The following is a 19906-nucleotide window of genomic DNA, read 5'->3' as shown; positions in this document are numbered from 1 at the left end:
CTCACGGCTGTCCCCCGGGACTCGCGGGGCTGTCCGGCACACCCTCCGGCGGCGGGACGGCCGGGTACCAGGGGGCGGTGGGAGGGTGGCTGCTGCGCAGCTTGGAGGCGCCACGGGGAGGGGTCGTGACGTGCAGACCGGCGTCCAGGCCGAGAACCGCGCCGACGGGCGGGCCGTCCTGGGGGGCCAGGGCAGCCGGGGCGCCCGTGTAGTACATCTGGGACTCGTACCAGGACGGTCCGCCGTCCCTGTCCGAGACGCCGACCGTGCCCGCACCCGCGCGGCCCGCGAGCAGGTCCCCGGCGACGCCGACGGAGCCGTAGCCGCCCTGGCCGCCCACCTCGGTGACCGGGGAGAACTGCGGTACGGGCCCGTCGGCGGTGGCCAGGCTCGTGGCGACGGTGCCCGCGCCGGGGCGGCGGAAGTACAGGGCGACTCCGTCGCCCTGCGCGCGCGCCGAGAGCGCCCCGGTGGTCGCCGGCAGCCTGGTCGGGACGGGGGCGCCGAGCGGGGCGTCCGGGGTGTGCTGGACCCAGGCCAGCACGCTCTGCGCCGTGGCCGCGTACACGTGGCGCCGGCCGGCCTTGTCCGTGGCGGTGACCGGGTCGCCCAGCAGGCCGGAGCCGCCCAGGGACGCCCACGCGCCGAAGGCTCCGTCGGGGGCCGACTGCGTGCTGGCGCGCAGGGTGCGCCGGGAATCGCGTACGTAGACGGTCATCCGGCCGGTACCGTCCAGGGCCACGGCCGGTGCGCTGATCGCCGAGGTGCCGGTCGTGTCGTCCGTCTCCGGGGTGCCCAGCGACAGCCACGGGCCGAAGGCGCCGTCGGGCGCAGCCTGGACGCAGTAGACGAGCTCGCGTTTGTACGCCTTGGGCGTGGCGCCCAGCGTGGTCCGGGTACCGAAGACCCCGACCCTGCCGTCGGGGAGCCGGACCGCCGTCGCCCCCGTGTCCATCCCGGTCCCGGCGAGGAACTCGGGCCCCTGCCAAGCGGCCTGGGGTCCGCTGCGCGACCAGTGGGCCATCCGGCCGTCCAGCACGGCGAAGGCCCACAGCCGGCCCGGTACGCCCTCGGTCATCCAGGAGCTGACATCGCCGCGGCTGTAGCGGATGGTCCGGGTCCAGCCGGCGCCGGTGGGCCGGGTGGCCGTCTTGCGATCGCCGCAGCCGGCGGGGCTGCCGCACCAGTTCTGGTGGTCGGTCCAGGCGTAGGTCTTGAGGTAACCGAGCTTCTCCGCGGCGGCCTGCGGGTCGAGTGCAGGCGGCAGGGGGGTGTTGGGATAGCTCATGTAGTTCTGGACGGAGAAGTGCGGCCGGTCCGTGGACTTCGCGTAGCGCTCGGCCGCGGCCTGCACGAACCGGGCACCGTATATGTGGTCCTGGTGGTCGAGGAAGTTGCCGCCGATGCGGGTCCGGCCGGGCGTCGGGTCCTGTGTCCGTATGGTGGTCGGCCGGTACATCGCGAAGATCCCCGCGAGGGCCTCGATGACCTGGTCCTTGTTGTACGAGAACCCGGGCTTGACCGGAGTCCGCAAGCTCATCTGGGCACCCAGGGCGGGGACGCGGCCGTCCCACAGTCCGCGCAGGCTGTTCGGATTGTCCCCCGAGATGCTGCCGGCCTCCCGCAGCTGCATCCACACCAGGTTCACCTCGGGCCGTGCCACGAGGACGTCCACTTCGGCGCTCCCGCCGCCGGCGGTGGGTATGGAGCGGCGCTGCCAGGCGCTGGTGCGGTCGCCGGTGGTCATCTGCGCGTAGGCGGCCCGTATGCCGTTCTGCCGGGCCTCCGCGTAGGCGGCGTGGTTGGCGGGGACGACGGGGTCCTGCAGGTGCGGGCCGTGGGCCTCGTTGTGGCCGTCGGCCTCGCCGGCGGTGAGAAAGACGGTGGTGACCTTGATGCCCGTGGATATGGAGCGGCTCAGGTCGGGGTTCATGAAGAAGAGATCGTCGTCGGGATGCGCGACGACCTGGAGGACCGTGCCCTCGGTCACACTCGGGCGGGGCGCCGCCCCGGGGGCCGCCGGCTCCGACGTGGTCCCGTACCCGTAGGCCCAGGTGGTCACCCCGGCGGCGCCGACGGTGAGCGCGGTGAGTACGACCGCGAGGCGGGTGCGGCTGGCCAGGGACATCTGCAACGCCTCGGGGATCGGTCGGTCGGGTGCGAAGTTGGGCTGCGGGGCGGGTCGGTGCCCCGTTGGCCCCACCGCTTTCCGGAGACGACCGGGTCCGATTATGCCTCGCGCGCGTGTGCCTGACACACCGTCAGGTCCTTTATCGGTCGACATCGAGTGACTTTCCCCCTATCACCCAAGTTGGGTCTTTTGTCCGTATATATCAGGCACGGACTCCCGCCCCGTGCCCCGGCGAACCGTGCCGCCCCCGTCGAAGCCGAAGGTCCGGCACATCCGGCACATCCGGCTGCTCGCGGAGCCCGTCCCCTGGTGGGCGCGGTGGCGGCCGCACCCCCGGCGCCCGACACGGGGTCGGCGGCCGGGCCGAAAAGCGTCCCCGGTGGTCGTGCGGGGAGGGTGCCTCCGGTGTGATCGGATCCACACTGCGGGGACCTCCGCGCCCGAGGTCCGCGGCGGGGCCGCTCGACGCGCCGATGCTTCCCGCCTCGAATCCGTCGCGCACTGCGCACCCCCCGCCATGATCAACATACAGGTCCGAGGGGGGCTTGCGACAAGACCCGGGGCGTGTCGAAGAATCGCCCACGGAAGCCGGAATCGACGGCTATCCGCCTCTGCCGATATGCCGATATGGGAGTCACCGAATGCGTGTGGTGTTGTCGACGTACGGGTCGCGCGGGGCCGTCGAGCCGATGGCGGGGCTGGCGGTGCGCTTGCGGGAGTTCGGTGCGCAGGTCCGCGTGTGCGCGCCGCCCGACGAGGAGTTCGCGCTGCGGCTGGCCGGGCTCGGCGTGGAGCTGGTGCCGGCGGGCAGCCCCGTGCGCCCGCTGGTGACCTCGGTGACGCCGGGATCGGCACAGGGCCTTGCGCAGCGGGCGGAGGATCTGATGGCCGCACAGTTCGACATCGTCGCCGCTGCGGCCGAAGGAGCGGACGCGCTCGTGGCGACCGGCCCCTTGCCGGTCACCGCCGCCGCGCGGTCGGTGGCCGAAAAGCTGGGCCTGCGGTACGTGCACGCGAGCCACCAGCCGGTCAGCCTGCCGTCACCCCACCGGCGGCCGCCCGCGCGGCGGGGGCAACCGCTGCCGCCGGACGCCACCGACAACCAGGCACTGTGGGACCTGGACGCCCGCATTGCGAACACCATGTTCGGTGAGACGCTCAACACCCTGCGGGAGGCGGCCGGTCTGGCACCGGTGGACTCCGTCCGTGACTACGCCTTCACCACCCGCCCGTGGCTCGCCACGGACCCCTTCCTCTCCCCGTGGCAGCCGACGGGACTCGCGGTGATGCAGACCGGAGCGTGGTGCGCACCGGACGAACGCCCGCTCCCCGTCGAACTGGTGGCGTTCCTGGACGACGGCCCACCGCCCGTCTACGTGGGCTTCGGCAGCATGCCCCCGGGCGCCGTCGAAGGGGTCGCACCGGCGGCCGTCGAAGCGATCCGTGCGGGGGGCCGCCGTACGGTCCTCTCCCGGGGCTGGGCCGAACTGACCCCGGCCGACGGCCGGGACGACTGCCTCCTCGTCGACGAGGTCAACCACCAGGCCCTCTTCCGCCGGGTGGCCGCCGTCGTACACCACGGCAGCGCGGGCACCACGACGACCGCCACCCTCGCCGGCGTGCCCCAGGTGGTGCTGGCCCAGGGAGCGGACCAGCCCTACTGGGCCGGCCGGGTCACCGACCTGGGCATCGGCGCGGCCCACGAGGGCCCGCCCCCGGCCGCCGAGTCCCTGTCGGCCGCGCTGCGTACGGCCCTGGCCCCCGAGACCCGCGCCCGGGCGGCCGCCGTGGCCGCCGCGGTACGCACCGACGGGACGACGGTGGCCGCACGGCTGCTGCTCGAAGGGGCCGCCCGGACCGCTTGACCTCGGCTCCGCCCGGGATCCCGGCGGCGCTCTCCCACGCGGTCGTCGGCGCACTGCCGGCCACCGGCCGGTGCTCCGGGCGGGGCCCCGGCCGGGCCCGCCCTCATCCGGTCGGCCCAGCCGGACGGCGGGCCGAATCCGCAGGCCGGGGCCGTACGTTCCGCATCCCGTGGGGCCCGCCGTCTATCCCGGCCCGCCCCACGGATGGGAACCTGAGGCTGCCGCTCAACCGAGCGCGGGCGCCCACACCTTCCCCCCGGACCGGGCCGTCTCTGCCGTCGACCTGCCATCAAGGGAGCTCACCGCATGCAGACCCGTTCAGCCGATGATGCGCGCAAGCGAGTGGTGTGGGGGATAGCCCTCGTCCTGATCGCGGTCACGGCGCTTCTAGGGGCCCGGCCCGGGGCCGCCACGGCGACCTCCCTGCCCGCCCCGCCCGTACCCGTACTCACCTGGGGCCCCTGTGTCGACGGCCAGGGCGACGGCTTCGAGTGCGCGACCGCCCAGGTGCCGCTGGACTACCGCCAACCCACCGGAACCACGATCCCGATGGCCGTCACCCGCCGGCTCGCGGCCGACCCGGCCCACCGCGCCGGTGTCCTGGTGCTGCACCCCGGCGGACCCGGCAACTCCGGGGTGAACTTCGCCCGCAACAGCTACGCCGCGCTCCCCGCGGCCCTCCGTGACGGCTTCGACGTCGTCGGGTACGACATGCGGGGCGTGGCACGCAGCGGCCAGGTGGAGTGCTGGAACGACGCGGAGTACTCGGCCGCCGTCGACGCCGCGCGCGGCGTCCCCGGACCCGGAGCCCTGCAGACCGCCCTGCGGCAGGGCCAGGAGTTCGCCGCCGCCTGCCGGGAACGCGCCGGTGGCCTCGTGCCGTTCATCGGCACCGGGTCCAACGCCAAGGACCTCGACCTGCTGCGCCAGGCCCTCGGCGAGGAGACGCTCACCTTCTACGGCCGCTCCTTCGGCAGCTACGTCGGCACCGTGTACGCCGCCCAGTTCCCCCGGCGCGTGCGCGCCATGGTTCTGGACGGGGCCTACGATCCGCGCCGCTACGCCGATGTGCCGTACGCCTACGACGCCACGCAGTTCACCGCCCTGGACGCGGCGGTCGGCCGGTTCCTCGACTGGTGCACGCAGAACCCCACCGCCTGCGGATTCGGCGAGGGCAAGGCCCGGGAGGCCTTCGAACAGCTCAAGCGGGACCTCGACGCCGATCCCGTCATCACCCCGAGCGGACGCCCGGCCACGGGCTACACCCTCGCCTACCGCCTGATGTTCAACATCAACTCGGGCAAGGAGATCTGGCCCTACCTGGGCGAGGCGCTGGCCGCGGCCCAGGCGCACAAGACCTCCTTCCTGCTGTCACCCCCCTCACCCGGGTCCTTCGACTTCCTCAACGTCAACCTGGCCGTCGAGTGCGCCGACCGCGTCTACCCGACGAGCCGGCTCCTCCTGGGCGGCCTGCTCAGCGCGGAGGTTGCCTCGGCGCCCCTGCTGGGACTGCCCATCGGCCTGGGACCGCCCACCTACGACCACAACCACGCGCCCGCCTGCGCGCAGTGGCAGGCGGAACGCCCGAGCCGATACGAGGGCTCCTACCGGGCGGCCGGCTCCGCCCCGATCCTGGTCCTCGGCACGACCGGTGACCCGGACACCCCGTACCGGGACGCCGTGGCCCTGGCCGGGACGCTGGACGCCGGACGGCTGCTGACCTTCGACGCCGAGGGTCACACCGCCTACAACCGGAGCGCGTGCGTCAGCGCGCTCGTCAACGACTACCTGGCCACCCTGGCCTTGCCCGCACCGGGCACCGTCTGCGCGGACGAGACGCCCCCGGAAGCGCTCGGCCGGCGCACCACCGGGCCCGTGGAAGTCGACGAGACGAACGACGTGATCCCCACCCTGCGCTGACGGCGGATCCGCCTCAGCTGCCCGCCTCAGCCGGCCGTCACGGGTGAGCCGGGGCGGGCCAGGCGGGCGAGGTAGCGGGCCAGTCCGGTCGCGTCCTCGCCCGCCCAGCCCACGTACCCGTCGGGCCGGACCAGGAAGAGCCCCTTGCCGTACGGCTCGTACGGTCCGATCCGGTGGACGCGCAGGAAGCCCGCGCTCACGGGCGGCAGTTCGGCATCCGTGCCGACGGCCAGCAGGGTGAACTGCGGCCCCCGGAACAGGTCGAAGAGCCTGCGCCCGTCCGGCAGCGGGCCGTCAGGGGCCCGGTCCCCGGCTTCCAGGGCGCCCGCGGCCCCCTCGGAGAGCGGGCCGCCCCGGTAGCCCAGGCCGAGCTGGCGGGTGGCGTCGCCGCGTTCCTCCTGGCCGCGGTGGATCCGCGTGGACAGTCCCAGTACGTGCGCGGCGACGGGCTGCCGCTCCTGCTCGTAGGTGTCCAGGAGCGCGGGGTCCGCGCCGTGGCGCAGTACCTGTCCGAGCTTCCAGCCGAGGTTGTAGGCGTCCTGCACGCTGGTGTTGAGGCCCTGGCCGCCGGCGGGGGAGTGCACGTGGGCCGCGTCGCCCGCGAGCAGCACCCGGCCGGCGCGGAACCGGTCGGCCATGGCGGCGCGGGGCCTGAAGTCGGAGGCCCACCGGACCCCGACGACGTCCTGCGCGCCCAGATGGGTCAGGGCGGCGACCGCGGCGGGGATGTCGAGATCGGCGGTCCGCGCCACGAACTGGTGCTCGTCGGTGCCGGGCAGCGGGCACAGCGCGGCGAAGCCGCCGTCCGGGCCCGGGAACAGGTGCCAGTGGTCGCGGTCCAGGGCGCCGGGGCGCAGCCGGACGTCGGCCACGACCATCGGGGCGGGATCCACGGTCTCGCCGGTCATGCCGATCTCCAGGGCCTTGCGGACCGTGGAGCGGCCGCCGTCGGCGGCGACCAGGTAGGCGGCGCGCAGCGTACTGCCGTCCGAGAGGTACGCGCTCACCCCGTCGGCGTCCTGGTCGAAGCCGGTCAGGGCGACGCCGAAGCGGACCCGGCCACCGAGCCCGGTGAGTCGCTCGAACAGGATCTCCTGGGTGCGCCACTGGGGCAGGAGGCGGACTCGCGGATGCGGTTCGGTGTCCGTGGGGCCGCCGACGTCGGCGTCTCCGAGCATGTCGTGCTCGCCCACGGGCCGGCCGTCCTGCCAGATCTGCCCGATCGGCGCGTGGGCGCTGGCCTCCCGCACCTCGTCCCCGACGCCGAGGTCGTCGAAGACCTCCAGGGTTCTGGGCTGCAGACCCTTGCCCCGTGAGCCGGGGAAGAGGTTCTCGGCGCGCTCGACGACCAGCGCGTGCACGCCGCGGCGGGTGAGGTCCAGGGCCAGGGTCAGTCCGGTGGGGCCGGCGCCGACGACGAGCACGTCGGGAGCCCCGATTTCCTTAACGTTGTTAAGTTCGGTCATGGGTACGAGAATGTGCTTAACGCTGTTAAGTTGTCAAGGTGGTGAGAGAAGAACGAGAAGCGAAACCCGAACGGGCCCGGCTCGACCGGGCGACGGTGGCCGCCACCGCCCTGCGGCTGCTCGGAGACGTGGGCCTGGAGGGCCTGACCCTGCGGGCCATCGCCAAGGAGCTGGACGTCAAGGCGCCCGCCCTGTACTGGCACTTCAAGGACAAGCAGGCCCTGCTCGACGAGATGGCCACCGAGATGTTCCGCCGGATGACGGCGGACCTGGACGCGGCCCGACCGCCCCGCGACTGGACGCAGGCACTGGAGGCCGCGATGCGGGGCCTGCGGGGGCATCTGCTGCGCTACCGGGACGGAGCCAAGGTCTACAGCGGTACGCATTTCACCGACATGAGCTACGCCGCTCCCATGGAGGCCCATCTGCGGACGCTCGTCGCGGGCGGCTTCACGGCTGCCGGAGCGGCCCGGGCCTGGTTCACCGCGTACAGCTACACCATCGGGTACGTGATCGAGGAGCAGTCGATGGGCCCGCTGCCGGGCTCGGACGGCGAGGGCTACGACCTGAAGGCCCGCGCCGACCGGCTCGCCGGCTTCCCGCTGACGGCCGAGGCGGGCCCGGAGATGTTCCGCGACCAGGACGCCGGCTTCGAAGCGGGCCTGGCGGCGGTGCTCGCGGGCATCGCCGCGACCCTCCTCCCGCCGGCCGCGCGGCCGACCCCGCAAGGCCCGCAGGCCCCGTAGGCCCCGTACGTCGCGCCGGCCCCGTCAGGGCGTCGGGGCGGCGACCGCCGCGCCCCGCACCTCGCGGCGGGGCGCGAGCGCCGGGGCCGTGACCATGACGGCGGCCGCGGCGGCGCCCAGCAGCATGATGCCAGCCGCCCACCAGAGGGCGACACCGAAGCCGTGCACCACGCCCTGGGCCTCGATCAACCGCTGCGCCGGGGACGCGGGGACGCTATGGGCCGACTCCGCCGGACCTGCGAGGTGTGCGGCGGTGTAGGCCGTCGCGGCCGTGCTCGCGATGGTGTTGAGGAGCGCCGTTCCGATCGCCCCGCCCACCTGCTGGGCCGTGTTGAGCGTGGCCGAGGTGACCCCCGAGTCGCTCCGTGCCACGCCCTGGGTGGCCGTCGACATCACGGGCATGAAGACCAGGCCCATGCCGAACCCGAGGACCAGCATGGCGGGGAGCACCTGGGACGCGTACGAGGAGTCCACTGTCAGCCGCGTGAGGAGGACCAGGGCCACGGTGGCCAGGAGCAGCCCGGGGACGATCAGTGAGCGGGGGGCGAGCCGGTCGAGGAAGCGTGCGGAGACCTGGGTCGCACCGGTGATGATCGCGAGGGTCATGGGGAGGAAGGCCAGCCCGGTCCTGACGGGGGAGTAGCCGAGCACGAGCTGGAAGTAGTAGCTCATGAACAGGAGCACGGGGAGCAGGGTGATGGTGGCCAGCGTCATGGTGACGAGGCAGCCGGCCCGCGTCCGGTCCCTGATGATGTGCGGCGGGAGCATGGGGTCGCTCGCCCGCGCCTGCCACCAGGCGAACGCGGCGAGCAGGGCGGACCCGCCGACGAGGAGGCCGGCGACCAGGCCGTCGGACCAGCCGCGCGGTTCGGCCTCGCTCAGCCCGTAGACGATGGCAAGGAGTCCGCTGCACCCGAGGACCGCTCCTGGGACGTCGAGCTTCGCTCCCGTGCGTCCCGAGTCGCGCAGGACGGCGAAGGTGCCGAGAACCGCGATCGCGGCGATGGCCACATTGACGTAGAGGCACCAGCGCCAGTTCAGGTACTCGGTGAGCAGGCCCCCGGCGATCAGGCCGACGGCCCCGCCGCCGCTCGCGATCGCCGCGAACACGCCGAAGGCCTTGGCGCGTTCCCTGGGGGTGTCGAAAGTGGTGGCCAGCAGCGACAAGGCGCACGGCGCGAGCAGCGCGGCGAAGATGCCTTGCATTGCCCGGGCCGCGAAGAGCATCCCCGGTCCGCTCGCCGCGCCGCCGAGGGCGGAAGCGAGGGCGAAGCCGCTCAGGCCGATGACGAACGCCCGCCTGCGGCCAATGAGGTCCGCGATGCGCCCGCCCAACAGGAGCAGCCCGCCGAACGCCAGCGAGTAGGCGGTGATCACCCACTGCCGGTTGCCGTCCGACATCCCGAGATCGCGCTGGGCGGAGGGGAGCGCGATGTTCACGATCGTGGCGTCGAGGACGACCATCAGCTGGGCCAGTCCGATGACGGCGAGCGCCCACCAGCGCTGGGGATCGTGAGGGCCCGCCGGTGTGCCGTCGGCGGGCCGGGGGGCGGCTTCGGACAACGGGCCGGATGAGGTGTCGCTGACGGACGTCATGTAGTCAGCCAAACACGGATCGTGACGATTAGCCCGCCTGGAGATCCGGGGGTGGGACCCTGCGTCCCCAGGCGGAACGGCCGGACGGGTGAGCGGGCCGACGGGGGCGGTCAAGGCGTCCGGGGCGGCTGGAGCGTGTGGATCGGCTGGAGCGGCCGGGCCGACCCGTCCGCACTCCCGGTCCGGCGCATCGTGCCGCCGTGTAGACGGAGTCCGCCGCGGCGTCCGGCGCGGCTACCGCCGCCCGCTGGCGGCGGACATGGAGGCGGCGCAGGGCCGCGTACAGGGCCGCGGTGGCCACGCTGGCGGCGCACCAGGCGCCGAGGATCACGAGGATCGTACTGAGGACGGCCACGGGGACTCCTCGGGGTGTGAACAACGCCGCCTGCGCGAGCCGGGCAAGGTGTGCTCGCCGTGACCGACCAGTACCCGGAGGAGACGGACTTCACGCCCGCCGCCTCCGGTGCGGACACCGCTACGGCGCGATCGGCAGCTGGCGCTTGTGCTCGGTCAGGCGGTAGCGGCGGACGATCGTCTCGAAGGCGCGCTCCCCGACCGGCTTGCCCTCCAGGAAGTCGTCGATCTCGTCGTACGTGACACCCAGCGCGTCCTCGTCGGCCTTGCCCGGGTCGAGGGTCTCCAGGTCCGCCGTGGGCGTCTTCCAGACCAGTTCGGCAGGTGCGCCCAGGGCGTCGGCGCAGGCCCGTACCCGGCGCTTGGTCAGCCCGGTCAGCGGCACCACGTCGGCCGCGCCGTCGCCGAACTTGGTGAAGAAGCCGGAGACCGCCTCGGCGGCGTGGTCGGTGCCGACGACCAGGCCGTCGTGCGCTCCGGCCACCGCGTACTGGGCGACCATGCGCTGGCGGGCCTTGATGTTGCCCTGCACGAAGTCCTGGTGGTGGGCGTCCCGGAAGACGGTCCCGCCGGCCAGGGAGGCGGACAGCGCCGCGTCGCTCGCGGGCTTCACGTCCACGGTCAGCACCCGGTCGGCATTGATGAAACCGAGGGCGAGCTGGGCGTCCCGCTCGTCGGCCTGGACCCCGTAGGGCAGGCGCATGGCGTAGAAGGCCGCCTCGTGCCCGGCCGCGCGGACCCGCTCCACGGCGAGCTGGCAGAGCCTGCCCGCCGTCGTGGAGTCGACCCCGCCGCTGATCCCGAGGACAAGGGAGCGCAGGCCGGTGGAGGTGAGCCGCTCGGCGAGGAAGGCCACCCGGCGCTCGATCTCCCGCTGGGCGTCGAAGCTCTCGGCGACCAGGAGCTCCCGGGCGATCTCCTGCTGCAGGGCGGTGGACGCCGGCTGGCTCACGGCTGCTCCTCATGATGGTTCGTCGGTTCGGAAACGATGCGCTGTCCCGCCGACCCTAACCGAGCGCGCGGGTGAGCCGCGTCTCACCCTCGTGACGGCGCTTGTCTATGCAACGAGTTGCATAGAAAGATCGGGGCATGGCACTTGAGCACGCGATCCTCGTCTCCCTGCTGGAGCAGCCGGGGTCCGGGTACGAACTGGCCCGCCGGTTCGACCGGTCCATCGGCTACTTCTGGACCGCGACCCACCAGCAGATCTACCGCGTGCTGGGCCGGATGGAGGGCGACGGCCGGCTCGACGTCCGCGAAGTGCCGCAGGTGACCCGGCCGGACAAGAAGGAGTACTCCGTCACCGCGGCCGGCCGCGCCGCCCTCTCGGCCTGGCTCCACGAGCCGATCCAGGCCGACACCGTCCGCCACGAGCTCGCCGTGAAGATCCGCGGCGCGGCCTTCGACGATCCGGCCGCCCTGATCCGCGAGGTCGAGCGGCACCACCGGACGCACGCCGACCGGCTCACGCACTACCTGGCGGGGGAGTTCCGCGATTTCACCGGACCCGAGGCCCCGGCCCAGGACCCCTGCGACGCCGGGCGGGAACTCCAGCACGTCGTCCTCCGCGGAGGCATCGCCTACGAGCGCATGCAGCTCGCCTGGCTGGAGGACGTCCTGGCCACCCTCCACCGCCTGGCGGCCCCCTGACCCGGCGCCGCCGCGCCCCTCCCTCCTTTTCTTCCCGCTCCACCCCTCATCCTCCGACGCATCCTCCGACCGGAAGGCGAACGCCCATGAGCGACCAGCTGCTGTTCAACCCGCGCACCTACGACCCCGCGCACTTCGACCCCGAGACCCGCCGGCTGCTGCGCGCGACGGTCGACTGGTTCGAGGAGCGCGGCAAGCGCCGGCTGATCGAGGACTACCGCACCCGCGCCTGGCTGGGGGACTTCCTCGCGTTCTCCGCGAAGGAGGGACTCTTCGCGACCTTCCTGACCCCGGAGCCGGCCGCCGGGCAGGACGGGCCCGACAAGCGCTGGGACACCGCGCGCATCGCCGCACTCAACGAGATCCTCGGCTTCTACGGCCTCGACTACTGGTACGCGTGGCAGGTCACCATCCTCGGTCTCGGCCCCGTCTGGCAGAGCGACAACGCCGCCGCCCGCGACCGCGCCGCTCAGCTCCTCGACGCGGGCGAGGTGTTCGCGTTCGGCCTGTCCGAGAAGACCCACGGCGCGGACATCTACAGCACCGACATGCTGCTGGAGCCCGCAGCCGACGGTGGCTTCCGGGCCACCGGCTCGAAGTACTACATCGGCAACGGCAACGCCGCCGGACTCGTCTCCGTCTTCGGCCGCCGCACCGACGTCGAGGGACCCGACGGCTACGTCTTCTTCGCGGCGGACAGCCGCCACCCCGCGTACGACGTGGTGAAGAACGTCGTCGACTCCTCCAAGTACGTCAGCGAGTTCCGCCTCACGGACTACCCGGTCGGCGCCGAGGACGTCCTGCACACCGGCGGCGCCGCCTTCGACGCCGCCCTGAACACCGTCAACGTCGGCAAGTTCAACCTCTGCACCGCCTCCATCGGCATCTGCGAGCACGCGATGTACGAGGCCGTCACCCACGCGCAGGGCCGCATCCTCTACGGCCGCCCCGTCACCGCCTTCCCGCACGTGCGCCGCGAGCTGACCGACGCCTACGTCCGGCTCGTCGGGATGAAGCAGTTCAGCGACCGCGCCGTCGACTACTTCCGCTCCGCCGGCCCCGACGACCGCCGCTACCTCCTCTTCAACCCCATGACCAAGATGAAGGTGACCACGGAGGGCGAGAAGGTCATCGACCTGATGTGGGACGTCATCGCGGCCAAGGGCTTCGAGAAGGACACCTACTTCGCCCAGGCGGCCGTCGAGATCCGCGGCCTGCCCAAGCTGGAGGGCACGGTCCACGTCAACCTGGCGCTCATCCTCAAGTTCATGCGCAACCACCTGCTGGAACCGGCCGACTACGCCCCCGTCCCGACCCGCCTCGACGCGGCCGACGACGCCTTCCTCTTCCGCCAGGGCCCGGCCCGGGGCCTGGGATCCGTACGGTTCCACGACTGGCGCCCAGCCTACGACGCGTACGCCGCCGTGCCCAACGTCGCCCGGTTCCGCGAGCAGGCCGACGCCCTCTGCACGTTCGTGGAGACCGCCGCCCCCGACGAGACGCAGAGCCGCGACCTCGACCTCCTCCTGGCGGTCGGCCAGCTCTTCGCCTTGGTCGTGCACGGCCAGCTCGTCCTGGAGCAGGCCCGCCTGACCGGCCTGGACGAGGACGTGCTCGACGAACTGTTCGGCGTCCTCGTACGGGACTTCTCCGCGCACGCCGTCGAACTGCACGGCAAGGACTCCGCCACCGCGGACCAGCAGGCCTGGGCCATGGGCGCGGTCCGCCGCCCGGCCGTGGACGCGGACCGCTCGGCGCGCGTCTGGGAGCGCGTGCAGGCTCTGGCCGGTGCGTACGAGATGGCGCCCTGACCATGACCTTCGGCCCGGGCCTCACAGCCCGGGCCACACCGTCCTTTCGGCCGGTGCGTACACGGCCCCGCGGGGTGTTGGCTGGAAGAGGAGCAGGACCAGCCGTACGCCCCCACCCCGAAAGGCCGGCCCCACGATGTCGACGTCCACGGAGCACAGGACGGAGGTGATCGCAGAGAACCGCACCCGCAAGGGTCTGCTGCCGCTGTGCCTGAGCGAAGCAGCCGAGCGGTTCTCCTTAGCGGTCCTTCTACGGAATGCGCGCGGTACTGGCGCTCTTCCTGATCGACACCGCCCACGGCCTCGGCATGTCGAAGGGCACGGCCGTCGCCCTCGTCGGCGCCTACCTGTCCGCCTGCTACTTCACCGCCCTGCCGGGCGGCTGGATCGCCGACCGGCTGTTCGGGGCCCGTAAGACCGCCCTGGCCGGCGGCATCGCCATCCTGGCCGGCCACCTCGCACTCGCCTTCGAGGCCGGAGCGGCCGGCGTCTACGCCGGCCTCGTCCTCATCGCGGTCGGCACCGGCCTGCAGAAGCCCAATATGACCGCCCTGGTCGGGAAGCTCTATGCCGAGCGCACCGACCAGGAGCGGGACGCGGCCTACAGCAAGTTCTACGCCAGCGTGAACGTGGGCGGCCTGGCCTCGACTCTCCTCGTCGGCTGGCTCGGACTCCACTTCGGCTGGAACGTCGCCTTCGCCGCGGCGGCCGTGGCCATGGCACTCAGCCTGTGCGTCTTCCAGGCCTCGGGCAGCCTCCGCGAAGCCGCCGACGCACCCGGCCGCCCGCTCACCCGCGCCGAGGCGCGCACGGTGGCCTTCCGGGCCCTGTGGTGCTTGGCCGGAGTCCTCGCGGCCGGCGCCGCGGCCCGGGCGACCGGCACGCTGACCCTGCCCCACGCACTCACCGCGTTCGCGGTCCTGGCCGTGGTCGTACCGGTCGGCTACCTCGTCACCCTGCTGCGCCGCACCGACCTCGACGAGCGGGGACGCGCGGGCATCCGCGCCTACGCGCGGCTGTTCGCCGCGGCCGTCGCCTTCTTCTGCATCTTCGACCTGGCGGCTTCCAACGTGCAGCTGTTCGCCGCGGACCACGTGGACATGATGGGCATCCCGGTCACCTGGCAGGCGGCCCTGAACCCCGTCATGACCATCGCCTTCGCCGGGGTCCTCGCCGCCGTGTGGCGCAAGGTACGCGTCTGTTCCCCGGCGAAGTTCTCCACGGGACTCGTCCTCGGCGGACTGTCCTTCTTCCTGCTCGCGCTCGCCGCGGGCCACGCCACCGGCAACGCCCACATCTCCCTGCTCTGGCTGGTCGGCCTCTACGTCCTGCTGAGCATGGGCGAACTGTTCCTCGCCCCCACCGGGCTGTCCATCAGCCACAAGCTGGCCCCGGCCGGCACCGGATCCCAGCTCGTGGGCCTCTTCTTCCTGGCCGCCGCGGCGGGCGACGCCATAGGCAGCCAGGTCGCCACCCACCTGACCGGCGCCGCCCTCTACCTCGCCCTGGGCGGCCTGGCGCTGGCAGCCGGCCTCGCGATGGCCGCCGCCACGCCGAAGCTTCGCCTCCTGACCGGCGAGTAGACCGGGGAGAAACCTGCTCGGCGAGGCCGAGGAGGCCCGGCGGTTGTTCAGCTCTTGCGGGCCAACGGCTGCCCGGCGAAGCTCACCCCTGCCAGACCATGGGCCATGAGGCTGCGAATGTTGCCGTGATCAGTGTCGTTCGGCGTCGCCAGCACGCTGCGATAGTGCTCACCGAAGGCCAACAGCGCCTCTTCGTCGCTCAGCCCTTCCAGCAGGGCCAGTCCCAGCGTCTTGCAGGAACCCTCGTTCTCACCTGCGGCATTTTCCAGTTCCCCGCTGCGGAACGCCTGCGGCTGATACGTGTAGTGCGCGGCGACGAAGGCCAAGGTGTCGGCGAACTCGTGCTCACCTGACGCAAGGCTTGCCCGCAGCGAGTTCAGATCAGTCATGTTGGTTCCCCTGGGTTGAACGGACGACCCGATTGCCGTCCGTGACCGGACGACATTACCCTCGGGTGCGCTCAGCCGCGGTGCCACGGGCCGTCTCGGCCCGCCGCTGGTCGACGCGCAGCGCACTGCGACTTTTCACCAACGGCTCTTCACACTCGTCAACCGGCATGACAGCGCCCCTCTGATCCGACATCAATATGATCTCGTTCATGGGACTGATCATCTCCTGGCGGTTCACCCGGCTGAACTGGGGTTTCCTGCGAGGCATGTCATCGCAGACGAACCACCGTCCTGCGACCGGACCAGGAGCTTCACTGTGACGACGACGACATGGGAAGGCCGCAAGGTCTACACCCGCCGCGATCTGATGACCGCGAACGGCATGGCCCTCTCCCCGCTGGAGGAGTGGTACCGCAACCGCAGTCGGACCGGCCACCCCGAAGCCGTCGGGACACTCGGTCGTGAACTGGTGTGGGACGCCGCCGAATGGGACACCTGGTACCGCGCCCGGCAGGACACCACCGGACTCGACAGCCGAGCGGACCTGGAAGCCCGTCACGGTCTGGCCCGCAGCACCCTCGAACGCCTGTGGGTCATGCGGGAGGATAACCGGCACCCCGCCCCGGTCAAGACCGTGGACCGCGTCATGTACTGGGACTCCGACACCTGGGACACCTGGTACGACGGCTACAGGAAGAGCACCCAGCGCCGCGAGATCCAGCTCGACCGCAGCGGGAACCCCGACGACCTGCTGACCCTGGCAGAGGCCGCCCGCGTTCTCGGCGTCGAGCCCACCTCCCTCACCCACTTCCCCAAACGCCCGCCCAGGGGCTGGCCGCAGCCGGTCCAGGAGGACCCGCTCCCCAGCGGCCGGCTGCGACGCTGGTACCGCCGCGCGGACATCTGGCATTACGCCGACACCCGGTCCGCCGCCGGCCCCCACCGCACCAAACACCCGAGCAGGAAGCCCAAGTCCGAGGAGGAACCGCACAAGTGACCCGACCCCAGGACGATTTCGGACCGGTCCAGCTCGCCCGCTGGCTGGGGCTCAAGGAGTCCCAGCTGCGTCGCGCGCAGAACCTGGGCCTGGTCCCGCCACCCGACATCGACGGCCGCCGCTGGTCCCAGAGCGTGGCCAGGACCCTGCCGGACCAGCTCGCGCGGATCCTCGCCCAACTCGGCGAGGAGGCCTCGGCCGCGCCCGAGCCCGCGACGAAGCCCGCGCCACCCTCCAGGACCAGGCGGGGCAAGGAAGGCTTCGGCCCGGTCCAGCTGGCCCGCCACCTCGGGCTCAAGGACTGGCAGGTCTCCCGCGCACAGCAGCGCGGCCTGATACCGGCCCCCGACCTCGAACGCGGCCGCTGGTCCGAAGCTTCGGCCGAACCCCTCACCGTCCTCGTCCCGGGAATCATCGCCGAACTCGGCGACCACCCCGGTCTCGGGTCCCAGAAGGCGGCCGAGCACCTGGCCCAGCACACCGGCCTGCCGGTCGAGCGCACCGACATCCAGGACCTGGCCGACCGAGGAGCCCTGCACCCTGTCGGCGAGTTCAAGGGCTGGCCGATGTACGGCATCGACGCACTCGAAGCACTGCCGCACGACCAGGTCGGCGCAGTGCTGGCCGAGCGCCTCACCTGGATCGAGGCCAGCCTGACCACCACCGAGGCAGCCGGCCTCCTCGGCTGGCCCATCGGCAGGTTCGAAGTCACCGCCGAACGCCACAGCCTGACACCCGGAAGGTTCGACCGCTACCGGCGCACGGACGTCGAGAAGCTGGCACACAGCGACAGCTGAACCCGCCTCCACACCGACAACACGGCCCCGCAGGCACCCGCCTGCGGGGCCGTCTCGCAGACGGCTTGAAGTGCTTGCGCTCGGCCGAACGGGTCCTGATCCGAACGTCCGAGGCCGCGGAGGTCAGCGCAGGACAAGCAGGACGGCCAGCGCGAAGAGCAGCGAGTCGATCCGGTCCAGCAAACCGCCCGAACCGGGTAGCCACCGTCCGGCGTCCTTCACCCGTGCGCCTCTCTTGATCATGGACTCAAGAAGGTCGCCGGCCGGGCCTCCGACCGCCGCCGCGATCGCCATCGGCCAACTCAGCGCGGACAGAACGCCCAGCATCCCTATGGCTGCCGCGGCCCCCACCAGGGTCCCACTCCACCGTTTGGCCGGTGACAGAGGCGACAGCCGCGGCCCGCCCACCCTTTGGCCGACGAAGTACGCCACGATGTCGGCGGCCGAGACTGCCGCGAAGAGGGCCAGCGCGCTTGCTCCGAGGGGTACCAGCGCGGCCAGGACACTGAGCCAGGCGAGGCCGAGGAGGCCGGCGGTGAGCCGACGCAGGCCGTGATCGGCGTCGCCGGCCAGGAGCGGCACGGAAGCCACCGCGAGCGCACCGATCGCAAGCGCTCGAGGTTCCTGCCCGGGGGCCCACAAAGAGGTGAGCACCACGCCAGTCACCGCCGAGGCGAGCACCGCCCGATCGACCCGGTTCATCCGCATGAGCCCGCCGAACTCCAGCACCGCGATCGCACTGACCACGACGGCAATGGCCGCGGCGCCCGGACGTCCCAGCCAGAACGCAACCGTGACCAGTGGCACTCCGACCGCCCAGGCGCACCACCGGATCATCAACTCGCGGCGCCGTGACGCTGCCACCGCGACACCGGCCAGAACGAGCGCCCCACCGAGGAAGGGCGCCAGGGAGGCTACCGTGATCACCAGGAAGAACCGGTGGCGCAGACGCTCTCAGGTATCGGGACAGGTGAAGCCGAACCCGGCCGCAACACGTCCATCGCCTGCTGGAAGGCCGACACGATGCGCGCGTTTTCGACCGTGTCCCTGACCGCGATGCGCACCGTGCGTCCTTGGTACTCGCACGACATGGGCGACAGATCTCGCAGATAGACGTCGTGACGGCGACATTCCTTCACCAGCTGCGCGGCACTCGGGCCATCGGACGGCAACGTCACGGTGAGCCAGTTGGCCACGGCTTCCTCCACCGTCACGGTCTCATCCGCCCCGACAAGATCGGCGGCCAGTTGCCGCCGCAGAGCATGGGTGCGAAGCCAGCGGCTTCTGTAGTACTCCGGGTCGCGCAGGGCGGCCACTGCGGCCAGTTGCGCGGGGAGGCTCACCGACCAGGGCGGCGTGCGTCGGCGCAACTCCCTTGCGGTGGCCGGCTCAGCGACCAGGTATGCGGCCCGCATGCCGGACAGCGCGTACATCTTGGAAAGAGAGCTGCAGACCACCACCCTCGGATCCGTAGCGGCCAAGTCGGCGAGCGACTCGTCCATGTCGACATAGCCCAGGTACGCCTCGTCGATCCACCAGCGGGTTCGCTCGGGCGCGGCGGCGATCAGGGAGCGCAGTTCAGCGGCAGGGGCATGGCACCCGGTCGGGTTGTTCGGATTGACCACCACGACGAGGTCGTAACGGCCGTGCTGGACAGCGGCGGACAACTGGCCCCAGTCGATTCGCCAGCCGTCTTCGCGACGCAACCGGAACCGGCTCACCCGGCATCCGATCACCCGCTCCGTGACATGGGCGTACTCCCCGTAGCCCGGGTCCAGCAGGAGCACCCTGCTCTGCGGGGTGAGCCACTGACCGAAAGCCCTGAAGATCAGGTCGGACGAGCCGGCTCCGGGTACGAGTGCCTCCACCGGTAGGGCCCGCACCCGGGCGATCTCCGCCAGCAGGCCCTCGGCGCCGGTCGGCGGCGAGGTCCGGGCGGCCCACTCGAGATCATCATCCGCGAGCGCCGCTCGCACGCCGGGCGCCGGTGAGAACCACGCGTCCAACACATCCGCCGCAACCACCTGATGGCGGCGGTCCAGGTCATGGAAGTCCGTACCGATGGCGGTGAACGAGACGCCTCCGTGCTCGCAACCGTCCGCTCGCGGCGCGAACGGTGCGTCCAGTCGCCAGTCCACCTGGCCCCGCAGACGGTTCAACGTCGCGCGATGGCGGTCCATCGCAACCCTCGTCAGCTCGGTCACGCTGCCGGTCAGCACCTCGAACGTCAACGCTCCACTGGAAACGGTGTGCCCGACAGGCTGCAGCCCGGCGGCCAGATACATGGCGAGCAGCTCGGTGCGCCCCATCGCCACCACCCGGCGGCCACCCCGGGAAGCGATCCAGCGCAGCGCCGCGTACATCAGCAGCGGCGCCGCCGCGGAGGCCCGCCAGCGGGGCTCGACGGTGAGAATGCGTACTTCGAACAGATCCTCCTCGTCCAGCAGCGGCAGCTCTCCGCGGGACAGGTACTTGTCCAGCGCGTACCGCTTCAACCAGGGCGGGGTCAGGCTGACGAACCCGATGCGGACCTCGCCTCGTGCCGCGACCAGGTACACGTTGTCGCCGTCCTGAAGTTGACCCCTGAACTTGGACAGCGTG

Annotated in this window: 14 protein-coding genes and 1 pseudogene; 8 read left to right on the top strand and 7 right to left on the bottom strand. The window is 72.1% G+C overall.

Annotated features, from left to right (window positions below; genetic code table 11):
* Window position 1 precedes the first annotated feature (1 nt).
* Window positions 2-2128 carry a PIG-L family deacetylase gene (locus AC3IYI_RS00625; RefSeq protein WP_489408311.1) on the bottom strand — a complete coding sequence of 709 codons (2127 nt, stop codon included), beginning with the start codon at window positions 2126-2128 and terminating at the stop codon, window positions 2-4.
* A 644-nt stretch (window positions 2129-2772) separates the two neighbouring features.
* On the opposite strand from AC3IYI_RS00625, the gene AC3IYI_RS00620 reads away from it, so the two are divergent.
* Both AC3IYI_RS00620 and AC3IYI_RS00615 read left to right on the top strand, forming a co-directional pair.
* Window positions 2773-3996: a glycosyltransferase gene (locus AC3IYI_RS00620; protein ID WP_489408310.1), complete on the top strand. Its 1224-nt coding sequence runs from the start codon at window positions 2773-2775 to the stop codon at window positions 3994-3996.
* A 306-nt stretch (window positions 3997-4302) separates the two neighbouring features.
* The gene (locus tag AC3IYI_RS00615) at window positions 4303-5916 is read left to right on the top strand and encodes an alpha/beta hydrolase (protein WP_489408309.1); all 1614 of its coding nucleotides are present in this window, start codon (window positions 4303-4305) and stop codon (window positions 5914-5916) included.
* Between the two features lie 26 nt (window positions 5917-5942).
* Here the strand turns inward: AC3IYI_RS00615 and AC3IYI_RS00610 are convergent, their stop codons facing one another.
* The gene (locus AC3IYI_RS00610) at window positions 5943-7382 is read right to left on the bottom strand and encodes an FAD-dependent monooxygenase (RefSeq protein ID WP_489408308.1); all 1440 of its coding nucleotides are present in this window, start codon (window positions 7380-7382) and stop codon (window positions 5943-5945) included.
* A gap of 38 nt (window positions 7383-7420) precedes the next feature.
* Here AC3IYI_RS00610 and AC3IYI_RS00605 point away from each other — a divergent pair, with 38 nt between their 5' ends.
* Complete coding sequence (locus AC3IYI_RS00605) at window positions 7421-8128, top strand: TetR/AcrR family transcriptional regulator C-terminal domain-containing protein (protein ID WP_489408307.1); 708 nt, start codon at window positions 7421-7423, stop codon at window positions 8126-8128.
* Between the two features lie 24 nt (window positions 8129-8152).
* Here AC3IYI_RS00605 and AC3IYI_RS00600 read toward each other — a convergent pair whose 3' ends face one another.
* A complete protein-coding gene (locus AC3IYI_RS00600; RefSeq protein WP_489408306.1) occupies window positions 8153-9724 on the bottom strand; it encodes an MFS transporter in 1572 nt (523 codons plus the stop codon).
* 475 nt (window positions 9725-10199) lie between these two features.
* A complete protein-coding gene (gene nadE, locus AC3IYI_RS00595) occupies window positions 10200-11030 on the bottom strand; it encodes an NAD(+) synthase (RefSeq protein WP_489408305.1) in 831 nt (276 codons plus the stop codon).
* Window positions 11031-11167: 137 nt separating this feature from the next.
* On the opposite strand from nadE, the gene AC3IYI_RS00590 reads away from it, so the two are divergent.
* The 3 genes from AC3IYI_RS00590 (at window position 11168) to AC3IYI_RS00580 (ending at window position 15122) form a co-directional block, all read left to right on the top strand.
* On the top strand, window positions 11168-11728 hold the full coding sequence (locus AC3IYI_RS00590) for a PadR family transcriptional regulator (RefSeq protein ID WP_489408304.1): 561 nt from the start codon (window positions 11168-11170) through the stop codon (window positions 11726-11728).
* A gap of 86 nt (window positions 11729-11814) precedes the next feature.
* Window positions 11815-13539 carry an acyl-CoA dehydrogenase family protein gene (locus AC3IYI_RS00585; protein WP_489408303.1) on the top strand — a complete coding sequence of 575 codons (1725 nt, stop codon included), beginning with the start codon at window positions 11815-11817 and terminating at the stop codon, window positions 13537-13539.
* 257 nt (window positions 13540-13796) lie between these two features.
* Window positions 13797-15122: a peptide MFS transporter gene (locus AC3IYI_RS00580; RefSeq protein ID WP_489408302.1), complete on the top strand. Its 1326-nt coding sequence runs from the start codon at window positions 13797-13799 to the stop codon at window positions 15120-15122.
* Between the two features lie 47 nt (window positions 15123-15169).
* On the opposite strand, the gene AC3IYI_RS00575 is transcribed toward AC3IYI_RS00580, so the two are convergent.
* On the bottom strand, window positions 15170-15511 hold the full coding sequence (locus tag AC3IYI_RS00575; protein WP_489408301.1) for a HopJ type III effector protein: 342 nt from the start codon (window positions 15509-15511) through the stop codon (window positions 15170-15172).
* Window positions 15512-15827: 316 nt separating this feature from the next.
* Here AC3IYI_RS00575 and AC3IYI_RS00570 point away from each other — a divergent pair, with 316 nt between their 5' ends.
* Window positions 15828-16508: a hypothetical protein gene (locus AC3IYI_RS00570; protein WP_489408300.1), complete on the top strand. Its 681-nt coding sequence runs from the start codon at window positions 15828-15830 to the stop codon at window positions 16506-16508.
* The gene (locus AC3IYI_RS00565) at window positions 16505-17305 is read left to right on the top strand and encodes a hypothetical protein (protein ID WP_489408299.1); all 801 of its coding nucleotides are present in this window, start codon (window positions 16505-16507) and stop codon (window positions 17303-17305) included. The genes AC3IYI_RS00570 and AC3IYI_RS00565 overlap by 4 nt, the downstream gene beginning before the upstream one ends.
* A 123-nt stretch (window positions 17306-17428) precedes the next feature.
* On the opposite strand, the gene AC3IYI_RS00560 is transcribed toward AC3IYI_RS00565, so the two are convergent.
* Both AC3IYI_RS00560 and AC3IYI_RS00555 read right to left on the bottom strand, forming a co-directional pair.
* The gene (locus AC3IYI_RS00560) at window positions 17429-18232 is read right to left on the bottom strand and encodes a phosphatidate cytidylyltransferase (protein ID WP_489408298.1); all 804 of its coding nucleotides are present in this window, start codon (window positions 18230-18232) and stop codon (window positions 17429-17431) included.
* Window positions 18229-19875: pseudogene (locus tag AC3IYI_RS00555) on the bottom strand (pyridoxal phosphate-dependent aminotransferase); the annotation flags it as partial. The pseudogene AC3IYI_RS00555 and the gene AC3IYI_RS00560, both read right to left, overlap by 4 nt.
* Window positions 19876-19906: the final 31 nt, after the last annotated feature.

Source organism: Streptomyces sp. GL_148 (assembly GCF_057834205.1).
The sequence above is the reverse complement of the archived record's forward strand: the minus strand, read 5'-3'. Positions and strand labels throughout refer to the sequence as shown.